This window comes from Hamadaea sp. NPDC050747, assembly GCF_040654195.1.
GTDB lineage: Bacteria > Actinomycetota > Actinomycetes > Mycobacteriales > Micromonosporaceae > Hamadaea.
In genome coordinates, this window is record NZ_JBFAHM010000006.1 from 116,615 (window position 1) to 142,215 (window position 25,601).

Annotated in this window: 20 protein-coding genes; 10 read left to right on the forward strand and 10 right to left on the reverse strand. The window is 70.1% G+C overall.

Annotation, left to right across the window (positions count from 1 at the left end; genetic code table 11):
- Nucleotides 1–43: 43 nt before the first annotated feature.
- Nucleotides 44–886 (forward strand): hypothetical protein, encoded by an 843-nt coding sequence (locus tag AB0H43_RS15385; RefSeq protein WP_359999978.1) that lies wholly within the window; start codon nucleotides 44–46, stop codon nucleotides 884–886.
- On the opposite strand, the gene AB0H43_RS15390 is transcribed toward AB0H43_RS15385, so the two are convergent.
- Nucleotides 861–1,292: an SsgA family sporulation/cell division regulator gene (locus tag AB0H43_RS15390; protein ID WP_184843436.1), complete on the reverse strand. Its 432-nt coding sequence runs from the start codon at nucleotides 1,290–1,292 to the stop codon at nucleotides 861–863. The two genes, AB0H43_RS15385 and AB0H43_RS15390, sit on opposite strands and share 26 nt — an antisense overlap.
- 300 nt (nucleotides 1,293–1,592) lie before the next feature.
- Here AB0H43_RS15390 and AB0H43_RS15395 point away from each other — a divergent pair, with 300 nt between their 5' ends.
- Nucleotides 1,593–2,003 (forward strand): TIGR02611 family protein, encoded by a 411-nt coding sequence (locus AB0H43_RS15395; RefSeq protein WP_359999979.1) that lies wholly within the window; start codon nucleotides 1,593–1,595, stop codon nucleotides 2,001–2,003.
- Here the strand turns inward: AB0H43_RS15395 and AB0H43_RS15400 are convergent.
- The 4 genes from AB0H43_RS15400 to AB0H43_RS15415 are packed head-to-tail and all read right to left on the reverse strand — an operon-like array spanning nucleotide 1,994 to nucleotide 6,918.
- A complete protein-coding gene (locus AB0H43_RS15400) occupies nucleotides 1,994–4,324 on the reverse strand; it encodes an ATP-dependent RecD-like DNA helicase (RefSeq protein WP_359999980.1) in 2,331 nt (776 codons plus the stop codon). The genes AB0H43_RS15395 and AB0H43_RS15400 overlap by 10 nt on opposite strands.
- A 30-nt stretch (nucleotides 4,325–4,354) precedes the next feature.
- Nucleotides 4,355–5,875: a glycosyltransferase family 39 protein gene (locus AB0H43_RS15405; RefSeq protein ID WP_359999981.1), complete on the reverse strand. Its 1,521-nt coding sequence runs from the start codon at nucleotides 5,873–5,875 to the stop codon at nucleotides 4,355–4,357.
- Nucleotides 5,876–5,915: 40 nt separating this feature from the next.
- Nucleotides 5,916–6,284, reverse strand: coding sequence for a VOC family protein (locus tag AB0H43_RS15410; protein WP_359999982.1), 369 nt, complete (start codon nucleotides 6,282–6,284; stop codon nucleotides 5,916–5,918).
- Between the two features lie 25 nt (nucleotides 6,285–6,309).
- Entirely contained in the window at nucleotides 6,310–6,918 is a 609-nt protein-coding gene (locus AB0H43_RS15415; protein ID WP_359999983.1) for a GNAT family protein, read from the reverse strand.
- A 147-nt stretch (nucleotides 6,919–7,065) separates the two neighbouring features.
- On the opposite strand from AB0H43_RS15415, the gene AB0H43_RS15420 reads away from it, so the two are divergent.
- From AB0H43_RS15420 to glgB, 4 genes are all read left to right on the forward strand, one after another.
- Nucleotides 7,066–9,714 carry a glucosidase gene (locus AB0H43_RS15420; RefSeq protein ID WP_359999984.1) on the forward strand — a complete coding sequence of 883 codons (2,649 nt, stop codon included), beginning with the start codon at nucleotides 7,066–7,068 and terminating at the stop codon, nucleotides 9,712–9,714.
- A 213-nt stretch (nucleotides 9,715–9,927) separates the two neighbouring features.
- Entirely contained in the window at nucleotides 9,928–11,826 is a 1,899-nt protein-coding gene (locus tag AB0H43_RS15425; protein ID WP_359999985.1) for an amylo-alpha-1,6-glucosidase, read from the forward strand.
- Between the two features lie 419 nt (nucleotides 11,827–12,245).
- Nucleotides 12,246–13,490 (forward strand): glycosyltransferase family 4 protein, encoded by a 1,245-nt coding sequence (locus tag AB0H43_RS15430; RefSeq protein ID WP_360000354.1) that lies wholly within the window; start codon nucleotides 12,246–12,248, stop codon nucleotides 13,488–13,490.
- Nucleotides 13,487–15,589 carry a 1,4-alpha-glucan branching protein GlgB gene (glgB, locus tag AB0H43_RS15435; RefSeq protein ID WP_359999986.1) on the forward strand — a complete coding sequence of 701 codons (2,103 nt, stop codon included), beginning with the start codon at nucleotides 13,487–13,489 and terminating at the stop codon, nucleotides 15,587–15,589. The genes AB0H43_RS15430 and glgB overlap by 4 nt, the downstream gene beginning before the upstream one ends.
- On the opposite strand, the gene AB0H43_RS15440 is transcribed toward glgB, so the two are convergent.
- Together AB0H43_RS15440 and AB0H43_RS15445 are read right to left on the reverse strand one after the other, a co-directional pair.
- Complete coding sequence (locus tag AB0H43_RS15440) at nucleotides 15,560–16,927, reverse strand: aminotransferase class I/II-fold pyridoxal phosphate-dependent enzyme (protein WP_359999987.1); 1,368 nt, start codon at nucleotides 16,925–16,927, stop codon at nucleotides 15,560–15,562. The genes glgB and AB0H43_RS15440 overlap by 30 nt on opposite strands.
- Nucleotides 16,928–16,936: 9 nt before the next feature.
- Nucleotides 16,937–17,848 (reverse strand): GNAT family N-acetyltransferase, encoded by a 912-nt coding sequence (locus AB0H43_RS15445; protein ID WP_359999988.1) that lies wholly within the window; start codon nucleotides 17,846–17,848, stop codon nucleotides 16,937–16,939.
- A gap of 29 nt (nucleotides 17,849–17,877) precedes the next feature.
- On the opposite strand from AB0H43_RS15445, the gene AB0H43_RS15450 reads away from it, so the two are divergent.
- The gene (locus AB0H43_RS15450) at nucleotides 17,878–18,624 is read left to right on the forward strand and encodes an AAA family ATPase (RefSeq protein WP_359999989.1); all 747 of its coding nucleotides are present in this window, start codon (nucleotides 17,878–17,880) and stop codon (nucleotides 18,622–18,624) included.
- Nucleotides 18,621–19,361 (forward strand): HNH endonuclease, encoded by a 741-nt coding sequence (locus tag AB0H43_RS15455; RefSeq protein WP_359999990.1) that lies wholly within the window; start codon nucleotides 18,621–18,623, stop codon nucleotides 19,359–19,361. The genes AB0H43_RS15450 and AB0H43_RS15455 overlap by 4 nt, the downstream gene beginning before the upstream one ends.
- Nucleotides 19,362–19,434: 73 nt before the next feature.
- On the opposite strand, the gene AB0H43_RS15460 is transcribed toward AB0H43_RS15455, so the two are convergent.
- Nucleotides 19,435–19,722 (reverse strand): hypothetical protein, encoded by a 288-nt coding sequence (locus AB0H43_RS15460; RefSeq protein ID WP_359999991.1) that lies wholly within the window; start codon nucleotides 19,720–19,722, stop codon nucleotides 19,435–19,437.
- Nucleotides 19,723–19,907: 185 nt separating this feature from the next.
- On the opposite strand from AB0H43_RS15460, the gene AB0H43_RS15465 reads away from it, so the two are divergent.
- Entirely contained in the window at nucleotides 19,908–21,776 is a 1,869-nt protein-coding gene (locus AB0H43_RS15465; RefSeq protein WP_359999992.1) for a glycoside hydrolase family 6 protein, read from the forward strand.
- 49 nt (nucleotides 21,777–21,825) lie between these two features.
- On the opposite strand, the gene AB0H43_RS15470 is transcribed toward AB0H43_RS15465, so the two are convergent.
- Nucleotides 21,826–22,728 carry a Gfo/Idh/MocA family oxidoreductase gene (locus tag AB0H43_RS15470; protein ID WP_359999993.1) on the reverse strand — a complete coding sequence of 301 codons (903 nt, stop codon included), beginning with the start codon at nucleotides 22,726–22,728 and terminating at the stop codon, nucleotides 21,826–21,828.
- A gap of 38 nt (nucleotides 22,729–22,766) precedes the next feature.
- Between AB0H43_RS15470 and AB0H43_RS15475 the strand changes: the two genes are divergently transcribed.
- On the forward strand, nucleotides 22,767–23,276 hold the full coding sequence (locus tag AB0H43_RS15475) for a YbhB/YbcL family Raf kinase inhibitor-like protein (protein WP_359999994.1): 510 nt from the start codon (nucleotides 22,767–22,769) through the stop codon (nucleotides 23,274–23,276).
- Between the two features lie 138 nt (nucleotides 23,277–23,414).
- Here the strand turns inward: AB0H43_RS15475 and AB0H43_RS15480 are convergent, their stop codons facing one another.
- Nucleotides 23,415–25,574 (reverse strand): alpha-amylase family glycosyl hydrolase, encoded by a 2,160-nt coding sequence (locus AB0H43_RS15480; protein WP_359999995.1) that lies wholly within the window; start codon nucleotides 25,572–25,574, stop codon nucleotides 23,415–23,417.
- Nucleotides 25,575–25,601 lie beyond the last annotated feature (27 nt).

Consider the following 25,601-nt stretch of genomic DNA (forward strand, 5'->3'; position numbering starts at 1 on the left):
GCGGAGGATGCCGCGAGGTCGGCCGGCCCGGCAGACTGCCGCCGTGGACAACCTGATCGGCATCCTCTCGGCCGTCGTCTCCGTCGTCGGCGCGATCGTCGCCGGCGTCATGACCAGCTGGTCCAGCCGCAAGGCGACCGCCTTCGAGGCGAAGCTGGAGCGGGAGCGGCACGAGGAGACCAAGGCCGAGCAGGCCGCGAAGGTGCTCGGCCGGTACCGGGAGCCGCTGCTGCTGGCGGCCAACAGCCTCCAGTCGCGCCTGTTCAACGCGGTGCGTGACGAGTACCTGCCCGTCTACCTGCACTGCGGCGACCCGGAGCAGGAGGACTACGCCCGGCAGTTCACGGTCTACACCCTGGCGGAGTACCTCTGCTGGGTGGAGATCATCCGGCGCGAGCTGCGCTTCCTCGACCTGGGCGGCGAAGAGCAGAACCGGGAGTTCACGAAGCGGCTGCTCGACGTGACGAACACGCTGTCGAGCCAGAAGTACGAGCGGGCCCATTACCGCCTGTTCCGCGGCCAGCAGCGGGCGATCGGCGAGTTGATGATGCAGCCGGGCGCCGAGGGGCACCACGACTGCATCACCTACCCGGAATTCACCCGCCGGCTGGACGAGGACCCCCGATTCCGCTACTGGTTCGAGCGGCTGCTCCGCGAGGTCGACGACATCGCCGACCAGAGCGAGGCCGGCAACGCCCGCGTGATCGACACGCAGCGGGCGCTGATCGACCTCATCGATTTCCTGGACCCCGACAAGACCCGTCTCGGAGCCGACCACCGGGCGAAATACGTGGAGGCGACACCTTCCCCTGCGCCGCCTCCCACGTCACCCACCGGCTCGTCACCCTCCGTGACGACGGTCAGCGCCCGGCCAGCAGCCGGTTGACCGCCGCGTCGACGTCCAGGTGCTCGGTCTCCCGACCCCTCGGCACGACGACATAGGTACGCCGGAGGAAGCGTACGAGGACGCTCCGCGGCACTTCGAACAGGGCGTTCCCGTCGGGTGACGAGAGCGCGAGCGCGACGAAGTCGCCGCGCGGCGTGGCCCATGGCCAGACGCGTACGTCGCCGATCCCGGCCGGCTCGTCGAGACCGGTCACCAGAAGTTCGCGAGCGAACGACCAGCTGACCGCCTCCCCTCCGGCGGACTCGGCGTGGAAGATCACTTGGACCGCGTACGGGTCAGCCGGGTCATAGCGCAGGCTGGCGCGTACTGGTAACGCCGTCGCGTCCGGCGCGACGAGCCGCAGCGACGTCTCGACCTCGACGGTCGTTGGTCGGATGGCACTCATGTCGTACTCCCCCCGGCACCGCTGCGAGGCTGGTCTCGCCCCGCCTTCCCATACTCAGGCGCACTCCGGCAATTACGCTCCGTCATACGATGATCTCACCCAGTAGTGGGAAGACAGGCAGAAACCCGGCCCATGGGGGGCCGGATTTCGTTAGAATCCGCAGCTCGCTGCGGGGTGCCTGTCGGCGCCGGGTGCATTCAACGTCGACTCACCTCCGTAACGTGCGCACCACTTGTAAGGTGACGGGCGAGGAACACCGCCCTGCCCGACGAGTCACCCGGAAAGACCGCCACACGCGATATGAGTACGCTCCAGGACCCCGCGGGAGGGTCGAAACCGGACAGTCCCCGTGGGATTAAGCGGAAGATTGCGGCAATCCGGGCACATCCCACGGGCAGTGTCGCCTTTCGGACCGCGATCGCCATTCTCGGCGGGCTCATCGTCGTCTTGGGACTGGCGCTGGTTCCGTTGCCCGGCCCCGGCTGGCTCATCGTCTTCTTCGGCGTGAGCATCTGGGCCATCGAGTTCGTCTGGGCCCGCCACCTTCTCCAGTACGGCCGGCGCAAGCTCGGCGCGTGGACCGCCTGGGTCAGCCTCCAGCCGTGGCCGGTCAAGGCGCTCATCGGCGCGGCCGGACTGGTCTTCGTGTCCTTCGTGGTCTGGCTGACGCTCAAACTCAGCTTCGGCGTGGACCTGTTGAGCTACCTGTAGTTCCCGGGCCGGTCGCCCGGCGTGAGCCGATGGTCCAGCGCGGTCCAGCGGCGGCCCGCGCCCAGGGTGCGTACGGCGACGCCGAGCGCCTTGAACGAGCCGACCAGCACCACGAGCTTCTTCGCCCGGGTGACGGCGGTGTAGAGCAGGTTGCGCTGCAGCATCATCCACGCACCGGTGGTCAGCGGCACCACCACCGCCGGATACTCACTGCCTTGCGAGCGGTGGATCGTCACCGCGTACGCGTGCGCCAGCTCGTCCAGTTCGTCGAAGGCGTACTCGATCTCCTCGTCCTCGTCGGTGCGCACGGTCAGCTTGTGGTCCTCGGCCGACAGTCCGGTCACGACACCCAGCGTCCCGTTGAAGACCCCGGCGACGCCTTTGTCGTAGTTGTTGCGGATCTGCGTGACCTTGTCGCCGATGCGGAACACGCGCCCGCCGAACCGCTTCTCCGGCACGTTCTCCCGCCCCGGCGTGAGCGCCTCCTGCAGCAGGGCGTTGAGGTTCCCCGCCCCGGCCGCGCCCCGATGCATCGGCGCGAGCACCTGGACGTCCCGCCTCGGGTCGAGGCCGAACTTCCGCGGGATGCGCTTGCTCACCAGGTCGACGACGAGCTGCGCGGTCGCCTCCGCGGTCTGCGCGGGCTCCTCGTCCTCCCGCTGGTCGCGGGCGAAGAAGAAGAAATCGCCGAAGCCCCGCAGCTGCGGCGGCTCGCCGTTGTTGATGCGGTGGGCGTTCACCACGACGCCGGACTCCTGGGCCTGCCGGAAGATCCGCGTCAGGCGTACGCGGGGGACGGTATCGGCGTTGAGCAGATCACGCAGGACCTCCCCGGCGCCCACCGAGGGCAACTGGTCGACGTCGCCGACGAACAACAGGTGCGCGCCCGGCGCGACCGCCTTCACGAGCTTGTTGGCGAGGAGCAGGTCCAGCATGGAGGCCTCGTCGACGACGACCAGATCGGCGTCGAGCGGGTTCTCGCGGTCGTAGGTCGCGTCGCCGCCCGGCTTCAGCTGAAGCAGCCGGTGGACCGTCGTCGCCTCGTGGCCCGTCAGTTCGGCGAGCCGTTTCGCGGCCCGCCCGGTCGGCGCCGCCAGCACGATCTTCGCGCGCTTGGCGCGGGCGAGTTCCACGACCGAGCGTACGGTGAAGCTCTTGCCGCAGCCGGGGCCGCCGGTAAGGACCGCGACCTTCTCGGTCAGCGCGAGGCGGACCGCCTGCTCCTGCTCCGCGGCCAGCTCGTGCCCCGTGACCGTACGCAGCCAGGCCAGCGCCTTCACCCAGTCGACCGTGCCTCGGTGAGCCGGCTCTCCGTCCTCACTCCCGGCTCGAGCGTTCGAGCCGGCGTCGGCGAACGCGGACAGCCGGTCGCGGCTCGTGTTCAGCAGCCCGAGCAGGGTGTTGGCCAGCGAGGTCTCCGCCCGATGGAACGGCACGAGGTAGACGGCGGGAATCGTGGCCGGGCCGTCGGCCGACACCGGACCGGGAACCGGCTCCCGGACCACGCCCTCGGTCGCGACCAGATCTTCGAGGCACTCGGTGACCAGCGCCGACGGCACCTCCAGAATCTTCACCGCGTCGCCGACGAGGTTGGGCTGCGGCAGGAAGCAGTGCCCGGCGTCGGCCGCCTCGTTCAGGGTGTACTGCAGGCCGGCCTTCACCCGTTCGGGGCTGTCCCGGGGTATGCCGACCGCCTGGGCGATGGTGTCGGCCGTCTTGAACCCGATCCCCCACACGTCCGCGGCCAGCCGGTACGGCTCGTTCTTCACCACCGAGATGGCCGAGTCGGTGTACTGCTTGTAGATACGTACGGCCAGCGAGGTGGACACGCCGACGCCTTGGAGGAAGAGCATGACCTCCTTGATGGCCTTCTGCTCGTCCCAGGCGGCCGCGATCATCTTCGTCCGCTTCGGGCCGAGCTTGGGCACCTCGACCAGCCGCGCCGGCTCCTCCTCGATGACGCGCAGGGTGTCCGCCCCGAAGTGGCCGACGATCTTCTCCGCCAGCCTCGGGCCGATGCCCTTGATGAGCCCTGAGCCCAAGTAGCGCTCGATGCCCTTGATGGTCGCCGGGAGGACCGTCTTGTAGGACCAGACCTCGAACTGCTTGCCGTATTTGGGGTGTGACGTCCAGCGGCCGGTCAGCCGCAGGCTCTCCCCCGGCTGCGCGCCCAGCAGCGGTCCGACGACCGTCAGCAGATCGGTGGCGCTCCGATCGGTGGCCACGCGCGCGATCGTGTAGCCGGTCTCCTCGTTGGCATAGGTGATCCGTTCGAGGACGGCCTCCAGCACCGCGCCCTTCGGGGGAGACTCCTGCAGCACGGATGCAACCTAACAGGTAGGTCTCACAGGTCAGAGCCGCCGCAGCTCCGGCCACGACTCCGCCCACGTGCGCCGCGGTCCCCGGCAGATCCAGACGTCCACACCCTGCTCCTCGTTGTCGAGGTCCACACCGTTGTCGTAGGTCGCCGCATGGGTCACCTGCGCGCACTGGGTCTGCAGTTCCGCCTCCTCGAAGTGGCCGACGACCAAGACCGGGCCCGGGCCCTCGGGCGGCGGACCCCAGCGCCAGTACGCCAGGTGCCCGGAGTAGACCTGAGGCAGCCCGAGCGACGGTCCATAGTGGTCGAGCGCACCGGCCTCACCGTAGTTCCCGGCCACCAGCACCGCCGTCTTCCGTTCCGCCTCCGGCAGCCCCTGGTAGACCGCGGCGACCTGGGCGGCGAAGTCCGGCCAGCCGACCGTCTCCCCCGCGTCGTAGTTGACCGCGGGCTGCAACGTCGAGTGCAGCATCGAGACCGGGTACACCGGCAGGCCCAACGAGAGCGTGCTGAGCGCGAAGATCCCGGCGACCCAGCCGACGGTCCGACGCCGGGCCGTGCTGTCGCCGACCCACCGGTCGAGCAGGATCGCGCCCGAGGCCAGCAGCGCCGGGTACGCCCCGGCCGGGTAGTACTCCCGTCCCCCGGTCGCCAGCACGAGCAGCAAGACGACCACGTACGCCCACCCGAGCGCCCGGAACCGGACCGCCGACGGGTCCCGCAGCAGCCGCCACAGCCCGGTCGCCCAGACGACGGCCGCCGGTATGCCGAGCAGCAGCAGCTGGAACGGGATGAGCCCGGCCCGGCCGCCCCAGTCGGCGTCCTCCCGGATGACCGCCGTCATCTGCAGCTGGGGCCAGCCGTGGGTGGCCTGCCACCACAGGTTCGGCGCCCAGATCAGCAGCGCGATCAGCCCGCCCGCCCACAACTGCCAGCGCCGGAACACCTCCCGTGGCCCGGCGATGAGCAGTCCGGCGACCAGCCCGGCGGCGTAGATCAGGGGCAGGTTCTTCATCTGGAGGCCGACCCCGGCGACGACCCCGAGCAGGAGCAGGAGCCGGTCGTCCCGCGTACGCAGCCAGCGGGCGAGCAGCCAGGCCAGGACGCTCCAGACGAGGATGTCGAAGATCGTGGTGGACAGCAGGTGACCGGAGATGACGACGGCGGGTGCGATCGCGATGGCGAGCCCGGCCAGCGCCTGCGCCCGGCGGCCACCCCCGAACTCAGCGGCGATGCGGCCGGTGATCAGCACGATTCCGCCGAGCGCGAGCACGGACGGCAGCCGGAGCAGCATCAGCTGCAGCCAGTCGGGCCAGCCGTCGGCGACGAGGCCGGTGAAGCCCGCCCACAGCGGCGCCAGCGGCGGCTGGTCGTCATAGCCGAACGCCGGATGCCGGCCCGCCGCCAGGTAGTACAGCTCGTCGCGGTGGAAGCCGTACCGGCCGCTGAACGCGAACTCCACCAGCGCGGCGACGACGGCGATCACCAGCAGCGGACGGTTGCCTCGCGCGCTCGGGTCAGGCTGGCCAGTCTGGACAGTGTGGACGGTCACGCGCCCCAGTCTGCGTGATCCGGGCTTGTTCGCGCAGCCCCTATCTCCTCAGCTCGGTGAGGGCGATCTTGTGCCCGTCCGGGTCTTCGAGGAATGCCATCCACAGGTCACCGGAGTCGTCCCGGTGCACCACGTGCGGCTCGTCGAGGAACTCGACGCCCAGGTCGCGGAGGCGCGCGTACTCGGCGTCGACGTCGGTTACGGAATAGTAGTGCACCGTCCGGGTCCGGAACTCCGGGTTCTCCGGTACGCCGAGGTAGAGCCGGACGTCCCCGCTGGCGAAGAACGCCATCGGCTGGCCGGGCACCACGAACTGGAGCGACATGCCGAGGACGTCGCGGTAGAACGCCACCGAGCGATCGAGGTCGGTGACCGAGATGTGGATCTGAGCGATCGGACCGAGCGCCATGGGCCCAGCGTAGGACGCCCCGGGCTCAGCTGCGCGACACACGCGTCCGCGGCGGCGAGACGCGCCGGGCGAGCCACTCCGACTCGAGGATGGCGTAGACGACCTCGTCGGTCCACTCGCCCTTGACGTATTCGTTCTCGACGAAGTGCGCCTCGCGCCGCAGGCCCAGCCGCTCGAGCACCTTCGCCGAGGCGGTGTTGCGCGCGTCGAGCCGCCCGATCACCCGGTGCAGGCCCAGGCCGCCGTCCACCGGCAGGGTGAAGGCGAGCCGGAGCACGGCCGAGGTCGCCTCAGTCGCCAGGCCATGCCCGCCGAACTCCGGATTGAAGACGTAGCCGATCTCGCCGCCGCCGTCCTCCCGGCTCAGCCAGGTCAGCGTCACCCCGCCGACGACCCGCTCGACCTCCCGCCAGACCACGGCCAGGAAGAGGCGGTCGCCGACCTCCCGAATCTCCGACGCGCCCATCTTGGCCTGGAGGTCCGCCCGGACCCCCGCCTCGTCCCGGGTCTCCCAGTAGAGATAGCGCGTGACCTCGGGATTCGACTGGATCGCGTAGAGGTCGTCGAAGTCGTCCAGCGTGTAGGGGCGCAGGGTCAGCCGGGCGGTGTAGATCGGGTAGGACGGCTTGAGCACCCGCCGATGGTAGGTCGGCCCGGCTGGCAGCGGCCACCTCATTCGGCCGTGGGTGAACTCCGGCTAACCGGGGCGTCTGTGAACACCCGGCAAAATCTTTCCGGCAAAGGGCCCGCCGCTGGGCGTACAACCGGGAAGATTCTCGTGATGGAGGAACACGCGAGCAGTGAGCGGCGACGCCTGGAAGCGGCCGATGCCGGCGCGGAGCCCTGGCGAGCGTGGGGACCCTACCTGTCCGAGCGGGCCTGGGGCACGGTGCGGGAGGACTACAGCGAGCACGGCACCGCGTGGGACTACTTCCCCCACGACCACGCGCGGTCGCGGACCTACCGGTGGAGCGAGGACGGCCTGGCCGGGTTCAGCGACGAGCACCAGATCTTCTGCTTCGCGCTGGCCCTGTGGAACGGCCGCGACCCGATCCTCAAGGAGCGGCTGTTCGGCCTCGCCGGCCCCGAGGGCAACCACGGCGAGGACGCCAAGGAGTACTGGTGGTACCTGGACTCCACGCCGACCCACTCCCTGATGCGCTGGCGCTATCACTACCCGCAGGCCGAGTTCCCCTATACGCGGCTCGCCGCGGTCAATCGCGAACGCGGCCGGGACGAGCCCGAGTTCGAGCTGGTCGACACCGGCGTGTTCGACGAGGACCGCTACTGGGCCGTCGAGGTCGTCTACGCCAAAGCCGACCCGCACGACGTCTGCGTCGAGATCACCGTGACCAACCAAGGTCCGGACCCGGCGACGCTGCACCTCCTGCCGACGCTGTGGTTCCGCAACACCTGGTCCTGGGGCCTGCCCAACCGGGACGTGAAGCCGGTGCTGCACGGCGATCCCGCCGGCGGCCGGCTCGTCGCCCGGCATCAGACCCTCGGGCAACTGGTGCTGGAGGCCGGCCCCGGCCCGGACGGCACCCGCCCGCCCGCGCTGGTCTGCGACAACGAGTCCAACGCCGAGCGGCTGTGGGGACTGCGGGGGCGGTCGGCGTACCCGAAGGACGGGATCAACGACCACCTGGTGCACGGCGCGGCGACGGTGAACCCCGACCTGGTCGGCACGAAAGGCTCGCTGCACTACACCCTGGAGGTGGCCGGGCGGGGGTCCGTGACCCTCCGGCTGCGGCTGGCGCAGACCGCGCCGCCGCCCGCCTTCGGCCCGCCGCCAGCGCTCGACCTCGCCTTCGACCAGATCGTCGAGCAGCGCCAGGCCGAGGCCGACGCGTACTTCGCGGCCTTGACTCCAGCCGGCGCGTCCGCCGACGAGGCCGCCGTCGTCCGCCAGGCAGTCGCCGGGCTGATGTGGGGCAAGCAGTTCTACCACTTCGACGTCCAGCAATGGCTCCGCGGCGATCCGGCCTCACCACCGCTGTGGCCGTCCCGCCGCAAGGGGCGCAACAGCGCCTGGTGGCACATGAACAGCTTCGACGTCATCTCCATGCCCGATCCCTGGGAATACCCCTGGTACGCCGCCTGGGACCTCGCCTTCCACTGCGTCGCCATCGCGCACGTCGATCCGGGGTTCGCCAAACAGCAGCTGCTCCTGCTCCTCCGCGAGTGGTACCAGCACCCCAACGGGCAGATCCCGGCGTACGAGTGGGCCTTCGGGGACGTGAACCCGCCCGTGCACGCCTGGGCGGCGCTACGCGTCTTCGAGATCGACGGCGGCACCGACTTCGGCTTCCTCAGCCGGATCACGCACAAGCTGCTGCTCAACTTCACCTGGTGGGTCAACCGCAAGGACACCGACGGCAACAACGTCTTCGAAGGCGGCTTCCTCGGCCTGGACAACGTCGGCCCGTTCGACCGCTCGGCCGCGCTGCCCATCGCCGACGGCCTGCTCGAACAGTCCGACGGCACCGGCTGGATGGCGATGTACGCCCTCAACATGCTGGAGATGTCGACCGTCCTGGCGCTGCACGACCGCACCTACGAAGACATTGCGACGAAGTTCTTCGAGCACTTCGCGTACATCGCGACGGCGGCCGCCAAGCTGTGGGACGACGCGGACGGCTTCTATTACGACTCGCTGCGCGTGCCCGGCCAAGGGCGTACGCCGATGCGCTACCGCTCGGTCGCCGGGCTGATCCCGCTGTGCGCCACGACGACGGTCGGCACGGTGACCCTCGTCCGCCTGCCTGAACTGGCCCAGCGCATCCGCTGGTTCCTCACCAACAAGCCCGAGTACGCCGAAGTGGTCGGCTCCCGCCGGATCTCCGACGGCGGCCAGCAACGCCGGCTCCTGGCGATGGTCGACCCGGAACGACTCCTCCGCGTCCTCCGCCGGATGCTGTCCGACGAGGAGTTCCTCTCGCCGTACGGCATCCGCAGCCTGTCGAAACGACACGAGGACAAGCCCTTCACCGTGACCCTGGCCGGGCAGGACTTCACCGTCGGCTACGAGCCCGCCGAATCGACCAGCGGCGTCTTCGGCGGCAACTCCAACTGGCGCGGCCCGGTCTGGATGCCGGTCAACTTCCTCCTCGTCGAAGCGCTCCGCGAGTACGCGCTGTTCTTCGGCGACGACCTCCGCGTCGAGTATCCGGTGCGCTCGGGGGTGCAACGTACGCTGACCGAAGTCGCCGACGACCTCGCCGACCGGCTGATCTCCCTCTTCCTCCGCGACGAGCACGGACGACGGCCGATCTACGGCGCGTGCGAGCTGTTCCAAACCCATCCCGACTGGAAGGATCGGCTCGCCTTCCCCGAGTACTTCCACGGAGACAACGGGGCGGCACTGGGCGCCTGGCACCAGACAGGCTGGACGGCCCTGGTCCTGAACCTCATCCTCCACCGCCGCTGACGGCAGCCGCCGTTCTCGGCGGTCCAGCAGAGCGAGTCTCCTGTGGAAAACCTTCTCGGCCCGGTCGGTGATCGTCGGCAGCCGACGATCAGGCCGGTCAGAGCCCCATTATCGGCGGCAGCCGACGATCATCGGGGCGCAAACTGCCAAGATTGGCGGCCGCCGACGATCAACACACGCCTGGGGTTGGAAGAGCAGCCGATAATCGGAGGTATGACGATCCGGTTCGGACCGCAGCTCTGCACCGACCTGTCCGAGGGCGCGCGACGCGAATGGCTGGTGACCGACGGCCTCGGCGGGTACGCCATGGGCACCGTCTCCGGCCTGCGTACGCGCCGCTATCACGGGCTGCTGGTGGTGGCCGATCCGGTGCACGGGCCGGCTCGGCGGCGGCTCGGGCTGGCGAGTCTGGACGCGACGGTCACCCTCGAATCGGGCCGCAGTGTGCGGTTGGGCGTACACGAGTGGGCCGACGGCACGCTCGATCCGCGCGGGCACGAGCTGCTGGCCACGTTCGACCTTGCGGACGGCATACCCCGGTGGCGATGGCAGATCGGCTCGGTGGTGATCGAGCGGGAGATCGCGATGCGGCACGGGGAACCGGCGGTCGCCGTGGTGCACCGGCTGGTCAGCGGCGGCCCGGTCGAGCTGACCCTCGCCGTGCTCGGCACCTGGCGGGACGTCCACGGTGAACGGACCGCGCAGGGTCCACCGCCCGAGAGCGTGACGACGGCCGACGGGGTGGTCGTCGAGAGGGCTTACCGCGTACAGGGGGACGCGGAGTGGCGGGCGAAGGGCGAGTGGTGGTTCGGCGTACGCCATCGCGAGGAAGCGGCGCGGGGCCTCACTCCGGTCGAGGACCTGTGGCACTTCGGGGAGTACGCCGGTCGCCTCGACCGACCCGGGCAGGCCATCGGGGTGACCGCGTCCGCTGAGGGCACCCGCGTCGAGCCCGCCGAGACGACCGTCGAGCTGGCCCGCGACCGGGGACGGCGGCTGGGCGACGACCGGGCCGCCGACCAGTTCGTCATCCGTACGCCGACCGGCCCGGACGTCGTCGCGGGCTATCCGTGGTTCGGGGCCTGGGGCCGGGACACGATGATCTCCTATGAGGGGCTCTTCCTGGCGACCGGACGCCTCGACGAGGGCCGTGAGTTGCTGCGGGACTACGCGGCCACGCTCAGCGAGGGCATGCTGGCGAACACCTGCGACACGGGGTCCCGGGAGTACAACACCGCCGACGCCACGCTGTGGTTCCTGCACGCGGTCGACCGTCATGCGCGGCTGGACCCGGATCTGGCCGAGGAGTTGCGGCCGCAGCTGCGGTCGGTCGTGGACCACCACACCTGGGGCACCCGGTACGCGATCAGGATGGACCCCGTCGACGGCCTGCTGAGCCAGGGGGCCGACGGCGAGGCGTTGACCTGGATGGACGCCCGAGTCGACGGGGTGCCGGTGACCCAGCGGGCGGGCAAGGCGGTGGACGTCAACGCGCTGTGGGTCAACGGGCTGGCCGGCTTGGCTGAGCGCTGGCCCGAGGACGGCTATCGGCGGTTGCACGACCGGGCCAGAGAGTCCTTCCAGGCGAGGTTCCCGCGCGAGGACGGCCTCCTCCACGACGTGCTCGACGAGCCCGACCAGCGAACTCGACCCGACCGGCGAACCCGACCCGACCAGCGAACCCGACCCGGCCAGCGAATCGGACGTGACCCGGGAGTCCGGCCGAACCAGCTCCTCGCCTGGTCGCTCCCCTATGCGCCGCTCACTCCGGAGCCCGAGCCGTTGCGCCGCCTGATGGACCACCTGCTCACGCCGATGGGCTTGCGCAGTCTGTCACCGGAGGCCGACGGCTACCGGGGACGTCATCGGGGTACGCCCGCCGAGCGCGACGGCGCATACCACCAGGGAACGGTGTGGCCGTGGCTGCTCGGCCCGCTGCACGACGCCGCCGCGAAAGTCGGCCTCGAGGTGGACGGCAGTGGGATCGAGGCCCACCGGACCGACTACGGCCTCGGCTCGGTGAGCGAGACCGCCGACGGCGACGCGCCCCACGGGGCGACCGGGTGTCCCTTCCAGGCCTGGTCCGTCGCGGAGACGACACGTGTCACCTAGCCGTCATACCGTCGGCCGCCCACCCTTTGCCGCTGGATCACGGTTCCCGGCCGAATCTTGGACCAAGATTCGACACAGATCCCTGATCCAGCGCCCAACGCAGCAGCGCGAGACGACACGCGTGACCGAGTGACACGCCGGACGAAACGCCCTAGCAAGGCGAACGTTACATTCCGGAAACCTGAACTTCTCCGCCGGTAACGCCTGATCAGCGAGGATAGAGGCACCCCGTCGAACCACCAGGCGCCTGGTCAGGTGCCTGGTGTCGTGTGCACGGGCGGGGCGCGTTCACCCTGGGGGCCGGTATGTCGCTTGTCATGGATCAACTCACCACTGGAGCCGTCGGCGAGGCGCGAGCCACCGGCACCGTCGGCACGGGAGCCGGCGGGGCCGGCCGGGCGAAGCCGCTTCGCGTCCTGATGCTCTCCTGGGAGTACCCGCCGCTGGTCGTCGGCGGCCTTGGCCGGCACGTCCACGCGCTGGCCACCTCCCTCGTCGCGGTCGGGCACGACGTCACCGTGGTGACCCGGCACGCGCCGGGCGCTCCGCTCGACGAGGTGGTCGAGGGCGTACGCGTCGTCCGCGCCCCGGAGGACCCGCCGCAGTTCCCGCTCGCGACGCCGTCGTTGCTGGCCTGGACGATGGCGTTCAACCACACGCTGACCCGGGCGGCGCTGCGCGCGACCGGCGGGGACTCGGCGTACGACGTGATCCACGCGCACGACTGGCTCGTCACGCACACCGCCGTGACGCTCAAGGAACATCTCGGCATCCCGCTGGTCGCGACGATCCACGCGACCGAGGCCGGCCGGCACCAGGGCTGGCTGCCGGAGGAGATGAACAAATGCATCCACTCCGTCGAGTGGTGGCTCACCCACGAGGCGAACCGGGTGCTCGTCTGCTCCGAGTACATGAAGTGGGAGGTCGGCAAGCTCTGGGAACCGTCGCTCGACCGGGTCGAGGTCATCCCGAACGGCGTCGACGACCGTGCCTGGACGGCCGCGCCGGAGGCGGTGGCCAAGGCCCGGGCCCGGCTCGGCGGGAAGGGTCCACTCGTCGGGTTCGCCGGGCGGCTCGTCTACGAGAAGGGCGTCCAGCACCTGGTCGGCGCCATCCCACAACTGCGCGCCGAGCACCCTGGGCTCCGCGTGGTCATCTCCGGCGACGGTCCCTTCCGCAGCGAACTGCAGGAGCAGGCCGCCAAGCTCCGGCTCGGCACGAGCGTCACGTTCACCGGCTTCCTGAACGCCGGTGAGCTGCCCGCCGTTCTCGGCGCCACCGACGCCACCGTCGTCCCGAGCCTCTACGAGCCGTTCGGCATGGTCGCGCTGGAGGCCGCCGCCGCGGGCGCGCCGCTCGCCGTGGCGGCCACCGGCGGACTGGCCGAGATCGTCGAGCCTGGGGTCAACGGGGTCACCTTCCCGCACAGCGATCCAGAAGCCCTGGCCACGGCGGTCGGCGGTCTGCTCGCGGATCGGTCCGGCGCGCGGCGCATGGTCGAACACGGGCGGCTCGTCCTCCGCGAACGCTACGCGTGGCACGGGATCGCCACGCGCACCGCGGCGGCGTACCGGCGGGCGGGCACCAGCAGCACCGTCGGGGTCCAGGTCGGGACCCTCCCCCAGCTCTCCGTCCCCGCCGGCGTGAATCTGTTGTACGCATGAAGCAGCCGACCGATCTCGATCTGTATCTGTTCGCCCAGGGCCGTCATGAGCAACTGTGGACCGTGCTGGGCGCACATGAGGCAGCCGACGGCGGCTGCCGGTTCGCCGTGTGGGCTCCGAACGCCCGTGAAGTCCGCGTCGTCGGCGACTTCACCGGCTGGGGCGCTGCTGACGGCGTATCCCTGGAGAAGCAGGGACCCAGCGGGGTCTGGAGCGGAACCGCGGACCAGGCCCGGCGCGGACAGCGATACAAGTACCGGATTCTCGGCGCGGACGGGGTGTGGCGCGACAAGGCCGACCCGATGGCGCGCCGCGCCCAGACGCCGCCGGACACCGCGTCGGAGATCTGGACCAGCGAGTATCAGTGGGGCGACGACGCCTGGATGAAGGATCGCCCGGGTGAGCACCACCGGCGGCCGATGAGCGTCTACGAGGTCCACCTGGGATCGTGGCGGCCCGGGCTGTCCTATCGCGAGCTGGCCACGCAGCTGACCGAGCACGTCGCCGACCTCGGTTTCACCCACGTCGAGTTCCTGCCCGTGATGGCCCATCCCTATGGCCCGAGCTGGGGTTATCAGGTGACCGGCTATTACGCGCCGGACGCGCGCCTCGGTACGCCCGACGACTTCCGCCAGCTGATCGACGCCCTGCACCAGGCGGGGATCGGCGTGTTGCTGGACTGGGTGCCCGCCCACTTCCCGAAGGACGACTGGGCGCTGGCCCGGTTCGACGGCACCCCGCTCTACGAGCATCCCGATCCGCGCCGGGGCGAGCATCCGGACTGGGGCAGCCTCGTGTTCGACTACGGACGACCCGAGGTACGCAACTTCCTCATCGCCAACGCCCGCTACTGGTGCGAGGAGTTCCACGTCGACGGCCTGCGGGTGGACGCCGTCGCCTCGCTGCTCTACCTGGACTACTCCCGGCAACCGGGCGAATGGACGCCGAACATCTACGGCGGCAACACTCATCTGGAGGCCGTCGACTTCCTCCGCGACCTCAACGCCGCCGTGTACGCCGACCACCCGGGCGTCGTGATGATCGCCGAGGAGTCGACCGCCTGGCCGTCGGTGTCCCGGCCGGTCGACTGGGGCGGGCTGGGCTTCGGTCTCAAATGGAACATGGGCTGGATGCACGACACGCTGTCCTACGCCGAGCAGGACCCGTTGTGGCGGCACGAACGCCACGACCAGCTGACCCTGCCCGGCCTGTACGCCTTCGACGAGCAGTTCCTGCTGCCGTTGAGCCACGACGAGGTGGTGCACGGCAAACGATCCCTGGCCGGCAAACTGCCCGGCGACCGGTGGCAACGCGTCGCCGGATTACGCGGGCTGCTGGCGTACATGTGGGCGTTCCCGGGCAAGAAGCTCGTCTTCATGGGCGCCGAGCTGGCCGTGGAACACGAGTGGAGCGAGGCCTGGGGGCTCGACTGGTCCGTCCGGGCCGATCCGCTGGTGGGCGGCGTCGAATCGCTGGTCCGTGACCTCAACTCGCTCTACCGGGCGCAGCCGGCGTTGTGGGAACTGGACACCTCGCCGGACGGCTGGCAGTGGCTGCACTCCGACCCAGCGTCCAATGTGGTCGCCTTCGCTCGCCGTTCACACGAAGGCGCGCCCGTCGTCTGCGTGGCCAACTTCGCCGGGGTGCCACACTCCGGATACCGGATTCGGCTGCCCGCCCCGGGCACGTGGCGCGAGATGCTCAACACCGACGCCACCTGCTACGGGGGTTCTGGGGCGGGCAACCTCGGCTCCGCCTTCGCCGACTCGGACGGGTGGGCCTCGCTCACGCTCGGCCCCCACGCCGTCCTCTACCTCACGACGGCGAGCGCCGCGCAGTCAGGAGTACCGATCATGAGTGACGAGTCCACCCCGGTGCCCGCCAAGGAGCCGGCCCGGGACTTCGCCGCACTGAACACCCCGCACCCACCCCGGCAGTGCCCGCATTCCGACACACGACCCGCATTCCCGCGCTGGATCAGGGTTCCCGGTCGAATCTTGGCTCAAGATTCGACCGGGAACCCTGATCCAGCGCTCACGGGAAGGCGAGAGGAGGGGGAACGGGGTGGGTCAGCGGGTGCCGCGAGGCAACGAGCGTGACCGCGCACCCCCGCGAGGAACAGCCCGAGCGGCCGCGGCGAGAACGGCGGCCAGCTCGGGAAACCCGTCGCGGACCAGTCCGACGGTCACGCGTACGTGGTCCTGGCCGAGCGGTGCGGCTTCGAAGGGGACGCCGGGTGCGACGGCGATCCCGTGGGCGGCCAGGGCGACGAGTGCGGCGCGTTCGTCGGCCACCTCCAGCCAGAGGTTGATCCCGTCGTCGGCGGTCGCGACCGCGCCTTCTTGGGCGAGTGCGGCGAGCAGGGCGAGCCGGCGGCGAGCGTACTCCGTCCGGGCGTTCTCCAGGAGCACCGCCGTCGACGGCGTGGTGAGCAGGTCTAGCAGGACGTGCTGAAGGAGACGGCTCGACCAGCCGGGACCGAGCATCCGCCGGTCCACCACGGGCGCGAGCGCTGAGGCCGGTCCGCCTATCGCGGCGAGCCGCAGATCCGGTCCGAGGCTTTTGGCGAAACTGCGGATGCGGACGGTACGCCCCGGCAGGAAGCGGCCCAGTGACACCGGTGGCGCACTGGTGATGTCGGCGGCGTGGTCGTCTTCGACGATGATCACCGCCGGGTGCTCCTCCAGCAGGCCGGCGAGTTCGGCGGCGCGCCGGCTGGTCATGGAGAGCCCGGTCGGGTTGTGGGCCCGGGGCTGGAGGATCAGCATCAGCGCCCCGGAGGTGAGCTCGGCCTTCAAGGAGGACGGCATGATGCCCTGGCGATCCAAGGTGAGCGGGACGGCGGTGGCCCCGGCCGAGTCGACGAGGTCGAGGATCGGCGGGAAGGTCGGGTTCTCCACCAGTACGCGGTCGCCGAACCGAAGATGGGCTCGCATGATCCGGTCGAGAGCGTCGAGTGCGCCGTCCACGACGGTGAGCTGCTGGGCGGCGTACGGCCAGTGGTCGAGCAGGTGCGCTTCCAGCGCGGGGAGCACGGGAGCGTCCAGGTAACTGCTCGTCAGCGGTTTCGCGCCGAGCCGGCGCAGCGACTCCGTGAGGTCGGGCAGCAACTCATGATCCGGTACGCCGGTCGACAGGTCGGTGGCGGCGGCGACCCCGGGCGCCAGCCGGGCGTACCGCATCCGGGACCGCAGTCCGTCGTCGCCGAGCACGACCGTCCCCGACCTGCCCCGGGTGGCGACCAGCCCGGCTCGGGTCAGCCAGCTCCACGCCTCGCTGACCGTCGTCGGGCTGACCCCGAGTTCCCGGGCGATCGCGCGTACGGTGGGCAGCCGGACGCCGGCGGGCAGCTCACCACTGTGCACGAGGCGGCTGACCGCGGCGGCGATGCCTTGCGCGCCGCGGTCGGTGACCGCTTTCGTGATGAGCTGCAGCACCGCCGGGCCCTAGACGGTCATCGTGCGCATCTGGCTGGTCGGCCGGTAGCCCAGGCTCGTGTAGAGGCGCAGCGCGACCTCGTTGTGCCCGAACACGTTCAGCCCCAGCACGTGACTGCCGGCGTCGAGCGCGGACTGTTCGGCGGCCAGCATCGCGGCCCGGCCGTAGCCCTTGCCGCGGTGGCCGTCCTCCACCACCACGTCGAAGACGAAGCTCGTGTCCGGCTCGACCTCGTGGCAGACCCAGATGGACGCCACCGGCTTGTCCTCGGCGACGATCGTGTAGATGTCATGCCCGGGAGTGTCCAATCCGGACGGCAGCAGTTCGCCCGACTGCCGCTCGGCCCGTTCCCGGGCCTGCTCCTCGGTCAGCAGTCCGTTGAGGACGAACGACTCGGCGTACCCGGCCAGCTGCTCGGTCCACCACGGACCGAACTCGTCCGCGGACATCCGGCGGACGGTCACCCCGGCCGGCAGCGACGGCCGGTCGCCGAGGTCCTTGTGCATGTTCTGGGAGCCGAGCGGGACGTCGCGGAACAGCGCCTGCTGCGCGGGGTCGGTCGGGTCGGCGCCGAGGCTGACCCGGGGCGATCGGCCGCGCGCCCACTCGCGCGCGATCCCGAGCGCGGCCCGGCCGTGACCTCGCCGCCGGTAGGGCTCCTCGATCTGGAGGTCCTCCAGGATCACCACCTGGCCACCGTCTTCGGTGAACCGGATCAGGCTCAGGTAGCCCACCGGCGTCTCGCCGTCGAGCAGACGCAGCAGCACGGCCTCGTCGGCCTTCTCCCGGCGCTTGGCCGCCTGCTCGGTCCGCACCGGCCGCCGGGTCCGTGCGGCGTATCCGGTCAGGCGGTCCATCCACAGCTCACGCCAGGTCTCGGTCTCTTGGGCGTCGGCCGGGCGCGTCGTCAACTCACTCATGCGACGAACCTACCGTTACGCTCATCATCATGTACGCCCAGCGCATCCGACCGCCTGCCGACCGGTCCGGCGCCCGGTGGCTGGAGCTGTCCCAGCCGGATGGGACGTATCCGGGCTGGGTGGTGCTCACCGGCCCGAACGGCGCGGGCAAATCAGCCCTGCTCACGAGGATGGCCGACGGCGATCCCGAGGTCGTCGAACCGGCCCCGCGCGTCCTGGCCTTCTACTCCGCCGACCGCGCCTTGCCGGCCGGCGACCGGGTCGCCGTGCTGCTCGACGACCTCGCCTCGCGGGCGGAGGCCGACGCCGAGGGGCTGGTGCTGATCGACGAGCCCGAGGCGCACCTCGACCTGGTCGCGCAGCGGGCGGTGGGGTTCCGCCTGAAGGAGGCGTTCCCGGGGGTGCAGTTCGTGGTGGCGACCCACAGCCCGTACGCCTGTCAGGCGGCCGACGTCGCGATCCGGCTCGACCCGGGGCGTACGCCGTTCCGAGCCGACGACAACCTGCTGCACCGGGTGATCTTCGGCAGCGGCGACGACGCCGCCCAGTCCGAGCTGTTCGGCGTGGTCTCGCCGTACTCCGACGGGGCCAGACGGCTGCGGGAGGAACTGGTCGCGCTGGAGATGGCGGTGCTCGACGGGACGGCCAGCGCGGCACAGGCCGAGCGCTTCACCGATCTACGAGCGCTGCTGACCAGCTCCCCCGAGGCGCGGAGCGAGGAAGTCCGGGCCCGGCTGCGGCGGCGGGCGGCGTACCTGCGGGAGCGGCGCGCGTGATTCCCCTGCGGCGCCCCGAACTCCCGACCGACGCCCTGGCCCGCATGATCGACCTGACCGAGAGGATCGCCGCCGTTCCCGGCCCGCGCCGGTCGGCCGAGGCCCGCCGCATCTGGTCCCGGGATCGCACGGTACGCCCGACGATCCGGCAGGCGCTGGGCGGGATGGCGCCGGGGCTGGAACGGTGCATGTACTGCGGCGACAACCAGGGTTCCGATGTGGACCACTTCGAGCCGCTGTCGCGTAACCCGTTGCGTACCTTCGACTGGCTCAACCACCTGCTGGCCTGCTCGATCTGCAACGGGCACTACAAACGCGACCGGTTCCCGCTGGACGCCGAGGGCAATCCGCTGCTCGTCGACCCGACCGTCGACGACCCGGCCGACCATCTGCGGCTGTCCCTGACGACCGGGTCCTACGTCGGGCTCACCGCCCGGGGCGAGGCGACCATCGAGGTCTGCGGGCTCAACCGGCCGATCCTGACCCGAGGCCGGCTCGCCGCGCGTACGACGATCGAACGCTGTCTTCGGATGTGGGACCGCGCCCGGCGACTAGGCGAACCCGAGCTGGCCGTGGAGCTGCTCGACACCGCCCGCGAGCAGCCGTTCACCGCGGTGGCGTACGCGATGGTGCGGACGGCCGAGTCACCGGCCGCCGCCGCCGTCCTCCCCGCGGAGATCGTCCGGCTGCTCCGCCTGACCCCGGTACGCCGAGCCCTCGGCGCCGGAAACGCCTGAGTCGCGAAACGCCGGAGCCGCGAAGCACCCGAGCCGCGAGCCGTTCAGCCGTGACCAGCCGGAAACGCCTGAGTCACCAGCGGAAGAGCGCGTTGCCCGGCGGTCCGTCGGTGTCGGTTCCGCTCGGCCCGCCGCCCGGGGTGGTGGGCCCCTCGCTGGGCCGCGGCGACGGCGAGATCATCGGCGGCGGAGGAGGCGGCCGGCGGTCCTTCTGCACGACGACGATCAGTCCGGCCAGGCAGCCGATCGCGGCCAGCATCGCCACCACCAGGGCGATGATCAGCAACGGCAACCGACCGGCCCGGCGGCGCTTACCCGGTTCGTCGGGAACCGGCGGCTGAGGCGGCGTGCCATTAGTCACGATCTGACGGTATCGCCCCGACCGCCCCGAGTCCGGCAGACCCACCGCGCGACCTGACGCGAGGGAGGTCGACTGACCACAGTGGATCGGTCCGCGTCATTTCCAGGTAGTTACCTACCTGTTGCCATGGGAGCGTTCCCATGCCATGATGACGGTCACTTCCTCCACGCCCAAGGAGTGTCCTGATGAGATCTGTCCCCCTCCACGGCAGGATCCGGCAGGCGTTGCGGTCGCCCGTACGCCGGGCGGTCGCCACGGCCGGAGTCGTCGCCCTGGCCTCGGCCGGCGTCGTCGCCATGGCGTCCTCCGCGAATGCGGCCGCCGGCTGCCGGGTCACCTACACGTCCAGCCAATGGCCGGGTGGGTTCACGGCGTACGCGACGATCACCAACCTCGGTGACGCGATCAGCAGCTGGAACCTCGGCTTCGACTTCCCGGCCGCCGGCCAGAGCGTCCAGCAGGGCTGGAGCGCCACCTGGACGCAGTCCGGCCAGCACGTCAACGCCGCCAGCCTCAGCTGGAACGGAGCCCTGGCGACCAACGCCTCGACGCAGATCGGGTTCAACGGCGCCTGGACCACCAGCAACCCGAACCCGACCGCGTTCACGCTGAACGGCGTGGCCTGCACCGGCGCCACCTCCTCGCCGTCGGCGAGCAGCAGCGCCAGCTCGTCCCCGTCGGCGAGCACCTCGCCCAGCTCGAGCACCTCGCCGTCGTCCAGCACGTCGCCGAGCTCGAGCACCACGTCGAGCCCGCCGCCGCCCGGAACCCACGTGGAAAACCCGTACGCGGGGGCGACCGGCTACGTCAACCCGGAGTGGAAGGCGAAGGCCAACGCCGAGCCCGGCGGCAGCCGCGTCTCGAACACGTCGACCGCGGTGTGGCTGGACCGGATCGCCGCGATCAACGGCGTGAACGGCGGCATGGGCCTGCGGGCACACCTGGACGCGGCGGTCGCCCAGGACGCGGCGAACGGCAGCGCGCCGGTGACCATCGAGTTCGTCATCTACGACCTGCCCAACCGCGACTGTTCGGCGTTGGCCTCCAACGGTGAGCTGCTGATCGCGAACAACGGGCTGGCCCGATACAAGACCGAGTACATCGACGTGATCGCGGGGATCATGGCCGACAGCAAGTACCGCGCCCTGCGGATCTCGACGGTCATCGAGCCGGACTCGCTGCCGAACCTCATCACCAACCTGAGCTTCGCCAAGTGTTCCGAGGCGCAGAGCACCGGCGCCTACGTGCAGGGCGTCCAGTACGCGCTCAACAAGCTGCACGCGCTGCCCAACGTGTACACGTACATCGACGCCGGGCACCACGCCTGGCTCGGTTGGGACAGCAACTTCGGGCCGGTCGTGAACCTGTTCTACTCGACCGCCGCCGGCACCACCGCCGGTGTCGCCAGTGTGGACGGCTTCATCACGAACACGGCGAACACCTCGGCGACGGTCGAGCCGAACTTCACCATCAGCACCACGGTGAACGGCACCTCGATCCGCCAGTCGAAGTGGGTCGACTGGAACCAGTACGTCGACGAGCAGTCGTACGCGATCGGCCTGCGCAACGCCCTCGTGGCGAAGGGCTTCCAGTCCGGTCTCGGCATGCTGATCGACACCTCCCGCAACGGCTGGGGCAACTGCGTCCAGACGCCGTGTGCCGCCGGTGGTCCGGCTCTCCGGCCGACCGCCCCGAGCACGTCGACCGACGTCAACACCTTCGTGAACAACTCGCGGATCGACCGCCGGATCCACGCCGGTAACTGGTGCAACCAGGCCGGCGCGGGCATGGGCGAGCGGCCGCGGGCCAACCCGGTCTCCGGCCTGGACGCGTACGTCTGGATCAAGCCGCCGGGCGAGTCGGACGGCTCGAGCACCGAGATCCCGAACGACGAGGGCAAGGGCTTCGACCGGATGTGCGATCCGACCTACACGGGTAACAGCCTCAACGGCAACAACCTGTCGGGCGCGCTGCCCGGAGCGCCGCTGTCGGGTCAATGGTTCTCGGCCCAGTTCCAGCAGCTGATGGCGAACGCCTACCCGCCCCTCAGCTGACCGAGTAACGCAGGACGACGAAGGCCCCGGGCTTGCCCGGGGCCTTCCCTCATGCTCCCAACGAGATGGTGCGACCGAATTCGACCGACTCCAGCGCAGCGAACAGAATGCGTACCACTTGAGCTGCGAAGACCACGTCGCACGGGTGACCGGCCCCCGGGGTCTGCGCCAGCACGAGCAGTTCGTCGACCGCGTTGCCGAACGCCTCGACGGCGCTGATGGACCCGCCGGGCACCTCCAGAATGCCGGACTCGCCGTAGAAGACGTTGCTGAAGTGACCGGCGGCCTGCGGCGCGTGGACCGTCAGGCTCATCTCGCTCACCGCGCCGGATTCGTGGCGTAGCAACACATGCCCGGTCAGCCGGGTCCCCGCGAGCGCCGTCACCTGACGCACCGGGCCCAGCACCGGCAGCAGCCGCGCGAGCGCGTGCGGACCGACGTCCCAGAGGCCGCCGTGCTCGTGCCGCCATTGCGACTGCGCGTAGGGCGAGCCCGGCGTGTCGATCGCGCCGAACAGCGAGACGCGGCCCGCGAACCAGCCGCCGGTCTTCTCGGCGTCGGCCAGCGCCGCGCTGACCACCGGGTCGAACCGGTTGGTGAAGAAGACGAGGTTGGCGACGCCCGTCTCGCGGGTCGCCGCCACGATGTCGTCGGCGTCCTCGACGTCCAGGGCCAGCGGCTTGTCGAGCAACAGGTGCTTGCCGGCCCGCGCAGCCCGCGCGGCCAGCGGCGCCTGCACGTGCGGCGGCAGCGCCACGGCCACCGCGTCCACGTGGGCCAACAGGTCGTCGACCTGCTCGTACGCCTGAAGCCCGAACCGCTCGGCGACCACACCCGTCTTGGCCGGATCGCGTCCCCACACGGCGACCAGCTCCGCCCGCGGATGCGCGGCCAGTGCGGTCGCCTGAGTCTCCGTGGCCCAATATCCGGTGCCGAGAAGTCCGAAGCGCATGCCGGAAACCGTACCGGATCTCCATTAGGGTGGAGCCCATGCGAGCCAAGGCGCAATTCCCCTATGACGCTCTTCCCGAGGTTCCGTCGTTCGAGCTGGTCAGCGACGATCTGGCCGAGGGCAAGACGGTGCCGCTCGACTTCGTCCACACGTACGCCGGCGGCGGGAACAACATCCCCCACCTGCGCTGGTCGGGGTTCCCGGCCGAGACGGCCGGCTTCGCCGTGACCTGCTTGGATCCGGACGCGCCGACCGGCAGCGGCTGGTGGCACTGGTCGGCCGTCGGCTTCCCGCCGGACGTCACCGAGATCGTGGACGGGCGGCTGCCCGACGGCGTCTTCGCCGTGCGCAACGACTTCGGCGACAAGGAATACGGCGGCCCGTGCCCGCCGCCCGGCGACGCCCCGCATCGCTACATCTTCGCGGTGCACGCCTTGGGTTCGCCGCTGACCGACCTCGACGACGACGCCAGCCCGGCGGCGGTCGGCTTCAACTTGACGTTCGCGACGATCGCCCGCGCGACCCTGACCGCCGTCTACTCCCGCTGACGGCTCCCCCGTTGGCGCGGTGGCCGGGTGGTGCACCCCCGTGGCGCGCCACCCGGCCAGGCTTTCCTCCCGCTCGCTCGTTGATCATGGAGTTAGTGTGTCGCGATCGGAAACTCCATGATCAACGAGTCCGGAGGGTCAGTACTGCCAGCCGACCGTGGTCGAGCCGGTGCCCGAACACGGGGCGGTGTAACTGTGGTTCGTCCCGTTCTCCCAGGTCACGGCGCCACCCGAGGTGATCTTCAGGAACTTGAACTGGATCGTCGTGCAAGCGGGCACGCTCGCCGTCACGTACCAGGTCGGATAGTTCGGCGCGAGCATCGGCCCGATGGCCACCGACTTGTTCGTCGACCAGTTCCCGAGTTCGGAGACGCTACCGCTCAGGTAGATGTTGTCCCCGACGCTGGTCGGTGAGGCGTTGGTGACCGTGAAGGTCACCGGGACTTGTGCCGCCGACTCGTTGATCACGTCGTAGCCGTTGCTCGTGCCGCCGCTCGTCGTGACGGTCACCGAGGCGGTCCCGGCCGCGACGCCGGCGGGGACGGTCGCCTTGATCCGGTTCGCGGTCCAGCTGGTCGTCGACGCGGTGACGCCGCCGACCTTGAGCGTGCCGCTCGCGCCGAAGCCGCGGCCCTCGACCGTGATGGTGTTCCCGGCCCGGGTCAGCGTCGGCCCGACGCTGCCGATCTGCGGCGTGCTCGGCTCACCCGGGTGATAGGACCACACGGCCACGTTCCCCGCGTTCAAGGTGAACGCGTTCGCCGGGTTGTTGCCGCCGGATCCGCTGGTGACGGTCAGCGAGCCGCCGCCGAGCGTACCGGTGAGCTGGTCGGAATAGGTCCCGGCGGGCAGCGCCGTGTTCAGGCCGGTGATGTTGGCCGCTGACGCACCCTTGTTGATCGCCACGAGGACGACGTCGTTGTTGAACTTGCGCTCGTAGATGTAGACGTCGTTGTTCATCCACCGCTGTTGGTGGGTGCCCCAGGCCAGCGCCGGGTTCGTCTGGCGCAGCGCCGACAACTTCTTGACCACCTGGTACGCCGTAGTCGTCTCGCTGAAGCCGGGCATCATCGGCCGGTTCCACGGATCGCCGCCGCCGCTGGTGTCGTTGTGCAGGTACTGCTCGGTCCCGTAGTAGAGGCACGGCGTACCCCGGACGGTCAGCATGAACGCCAGCGCCTGGTGCAGCAGCGACTGGTTGTTGTTCAGCGTCAGGAAGCGCGACATGTCGTGGTTGTCGATGAAGGTGATCAGGTTTTCCTTGTACTTGTAGTCCTGACCGGTCTTCGTGATCGCCGCGTCGAGCGCCGTCATCGAGCCGCCCGAGCCGAACGCGTTGCGCATCGCGATGTTCATGTAGAAGTCGAGCACCGAGATGCCGCTGGTGTTGGCGAACCGGACGTTGTCGGCGTAGAGCGGATCGGACTGACTGCCCAGGTACCACTCGCCGAACAGGGTCGTGTCCTTGTGGCTCAGCACCGTGTCGGCGAAGGACTTCTGCCAGCCCGCCGTCATGTGCTTGACCGCGTCCACGCGTACGCCGTCGACCCCGCGGTCCATCCAGTAGTTGGCGTCGGTCTTGAGCAGGTTGTTGACCGTGGCGTTCTGCTGCTCCAGGTCGGCCAGGTCGGCGAGGTTGAGGTACTGGGTCTGGTAGCGGTCGTCCCAGTTCGTGATGCCGCCGTTGTGGTGGAAGTAGCCGTTCGGGTCGGAGACGTAGTTGCCGAGGAAGGTGCCGTTGTCGTAGAGCGCGCCCGCCTCGGCGAACGTCGAGTCGGCGGGGTTGGCCGGGCTCGTGTGGTTCGGCGCCCAGTCCATGATCACCTTGATGCCGTTGCTGTGCGCGGCCGCGATGAGCGCGTCGAACTCGGCGAGCGTGCCGAAGTGCTCCTCGGTCTTCTTGAAGTCGCGCGCCCAGTAGCCGTGGTAGCCGGCGTTGGCGGTGCCGCCGTAGACCGCCGACTTGTCGATGTTGTCGACGTGCGGCGAGATCCAGATCGAGGTCACCCCCATGTTCTTCAGGTACGCCAGCTTCGCCTGGATGCCGGCGAAGTCGCCGCCCCAGTAGAGCTTCCAGTTGGCCTTGGTCGAGTCGTACAGCCCGGGGCTCTTCGTGGGGTTGTTGTTTCCGGTGTTCCCGTCGAAGAACCGGTCGGTGACGATCTGATAGCAGAGGTCTTGTTTGAGGCTCGCCCGGTTGCTCACCGGCGCGTCGGCCCGGACGGACGTGGCCGGTCCGAGCGCCGCCAGCAACACGCCGGCGCTGAGGACGGCGGTCAGGCGGGATCTCCGCTGCATTGCGGTCTCCTCTGTGGACGTGCCGCC

Bases quoted from the DNA above. Each gene is read 5' to 3' on its own strand.
- AB0H43_RS15410 (WP_359999982.1), bottom strand. From the start codon at position 6,284: ATGGCGCTCGGTCCGATCGCTCAGATCCACATCTCGGTCACCGACCTC.
- AB0H43_RS15390 (WP_184843436.1), bottom strand. From the start codon at position 1,292: ATGAGTGCCATCCGACCAACGACCGTCGAGGTCGAGACGTCGCTGCGG.
- AB0H43_RS15430 (WP_360000354.1), top strand. From the start codon at position 12,246: ATGCTCTCCTGGGAGTACCCGCCGCTGGTCGTCGGCGGCCTTGGCCGG.
- AB0H43_RS15425 (WP_359999985.1), top strand. From the start codon at position 9,928: ATGACGATCCGGTTCGGACCGCAGCTCTGCACCGACCTGTCCGAGGGC.
- AB0H43_RS15420 (WP_359999984.1), top strand. From the start codon at position 7,066: ATGGAGGAACACGCGAGCAGTGAGCGGCGACGCCTGGAAGCGGCCGAT.
- AB0H43_RS15445 (WP_359999988.1), bottom strand. From the start codon at position 17,848: ATGAGTGAGTTGACGACGCGCCCGGCCGACGCCCAAGAGACCGAGACC.
- AB0H43_RS15450 (WP_359999989.1), top strand. From the start codon at position 17,878: ATGTACGCCCAGCGCATCCGACCGCCTGCCGACCGGTCCGGCGCCCGG.
- AB0H43_RS15470 (WP_359999993.1), bottom strand. From the start codon at position 22,728: ATGCGCTTCGGACTTCTCGGCACCGGATATTGGGCCACGGAGACTCAG.
- AB0H43_RS15480 (WP_359999995.1), bottom strand. From the start codon at position 25,574: ATGCAGCGGAGATCCCGCCTGACCGCCGTCCTCAGCGCCGGCGTGTTG.
- AB0H43_RS15395 (WP_359999979.1), top strand. From the start codon at position 1,593: ATGAGTACGCTCCAGGACCCCGCGGGAGGGTCGAAACCGGACAGTCCC.
- glgB (WP_359999986.1), top strand. From the start codon at position 13,487: ATGAAGCAGCCGACCGATCTCGATCTGTATCTGTTCGCCCAGGGCCGT.
- AB0H43_RS15465 (WP_359999992.1), top strand. From the start codon at position 19,908: ATGAGATCTGTCCCCCTCCACGGCAGGATCCGGCAGGCGTTGCGGTCG.
- AB0H43_RS15475 (WP_359999994.1), top strand. From the start codon at position 22,767: ATGCGAGCCAAGGCGCAATTCCCCTATGACGCTCTTCCCGAGGTTCCG.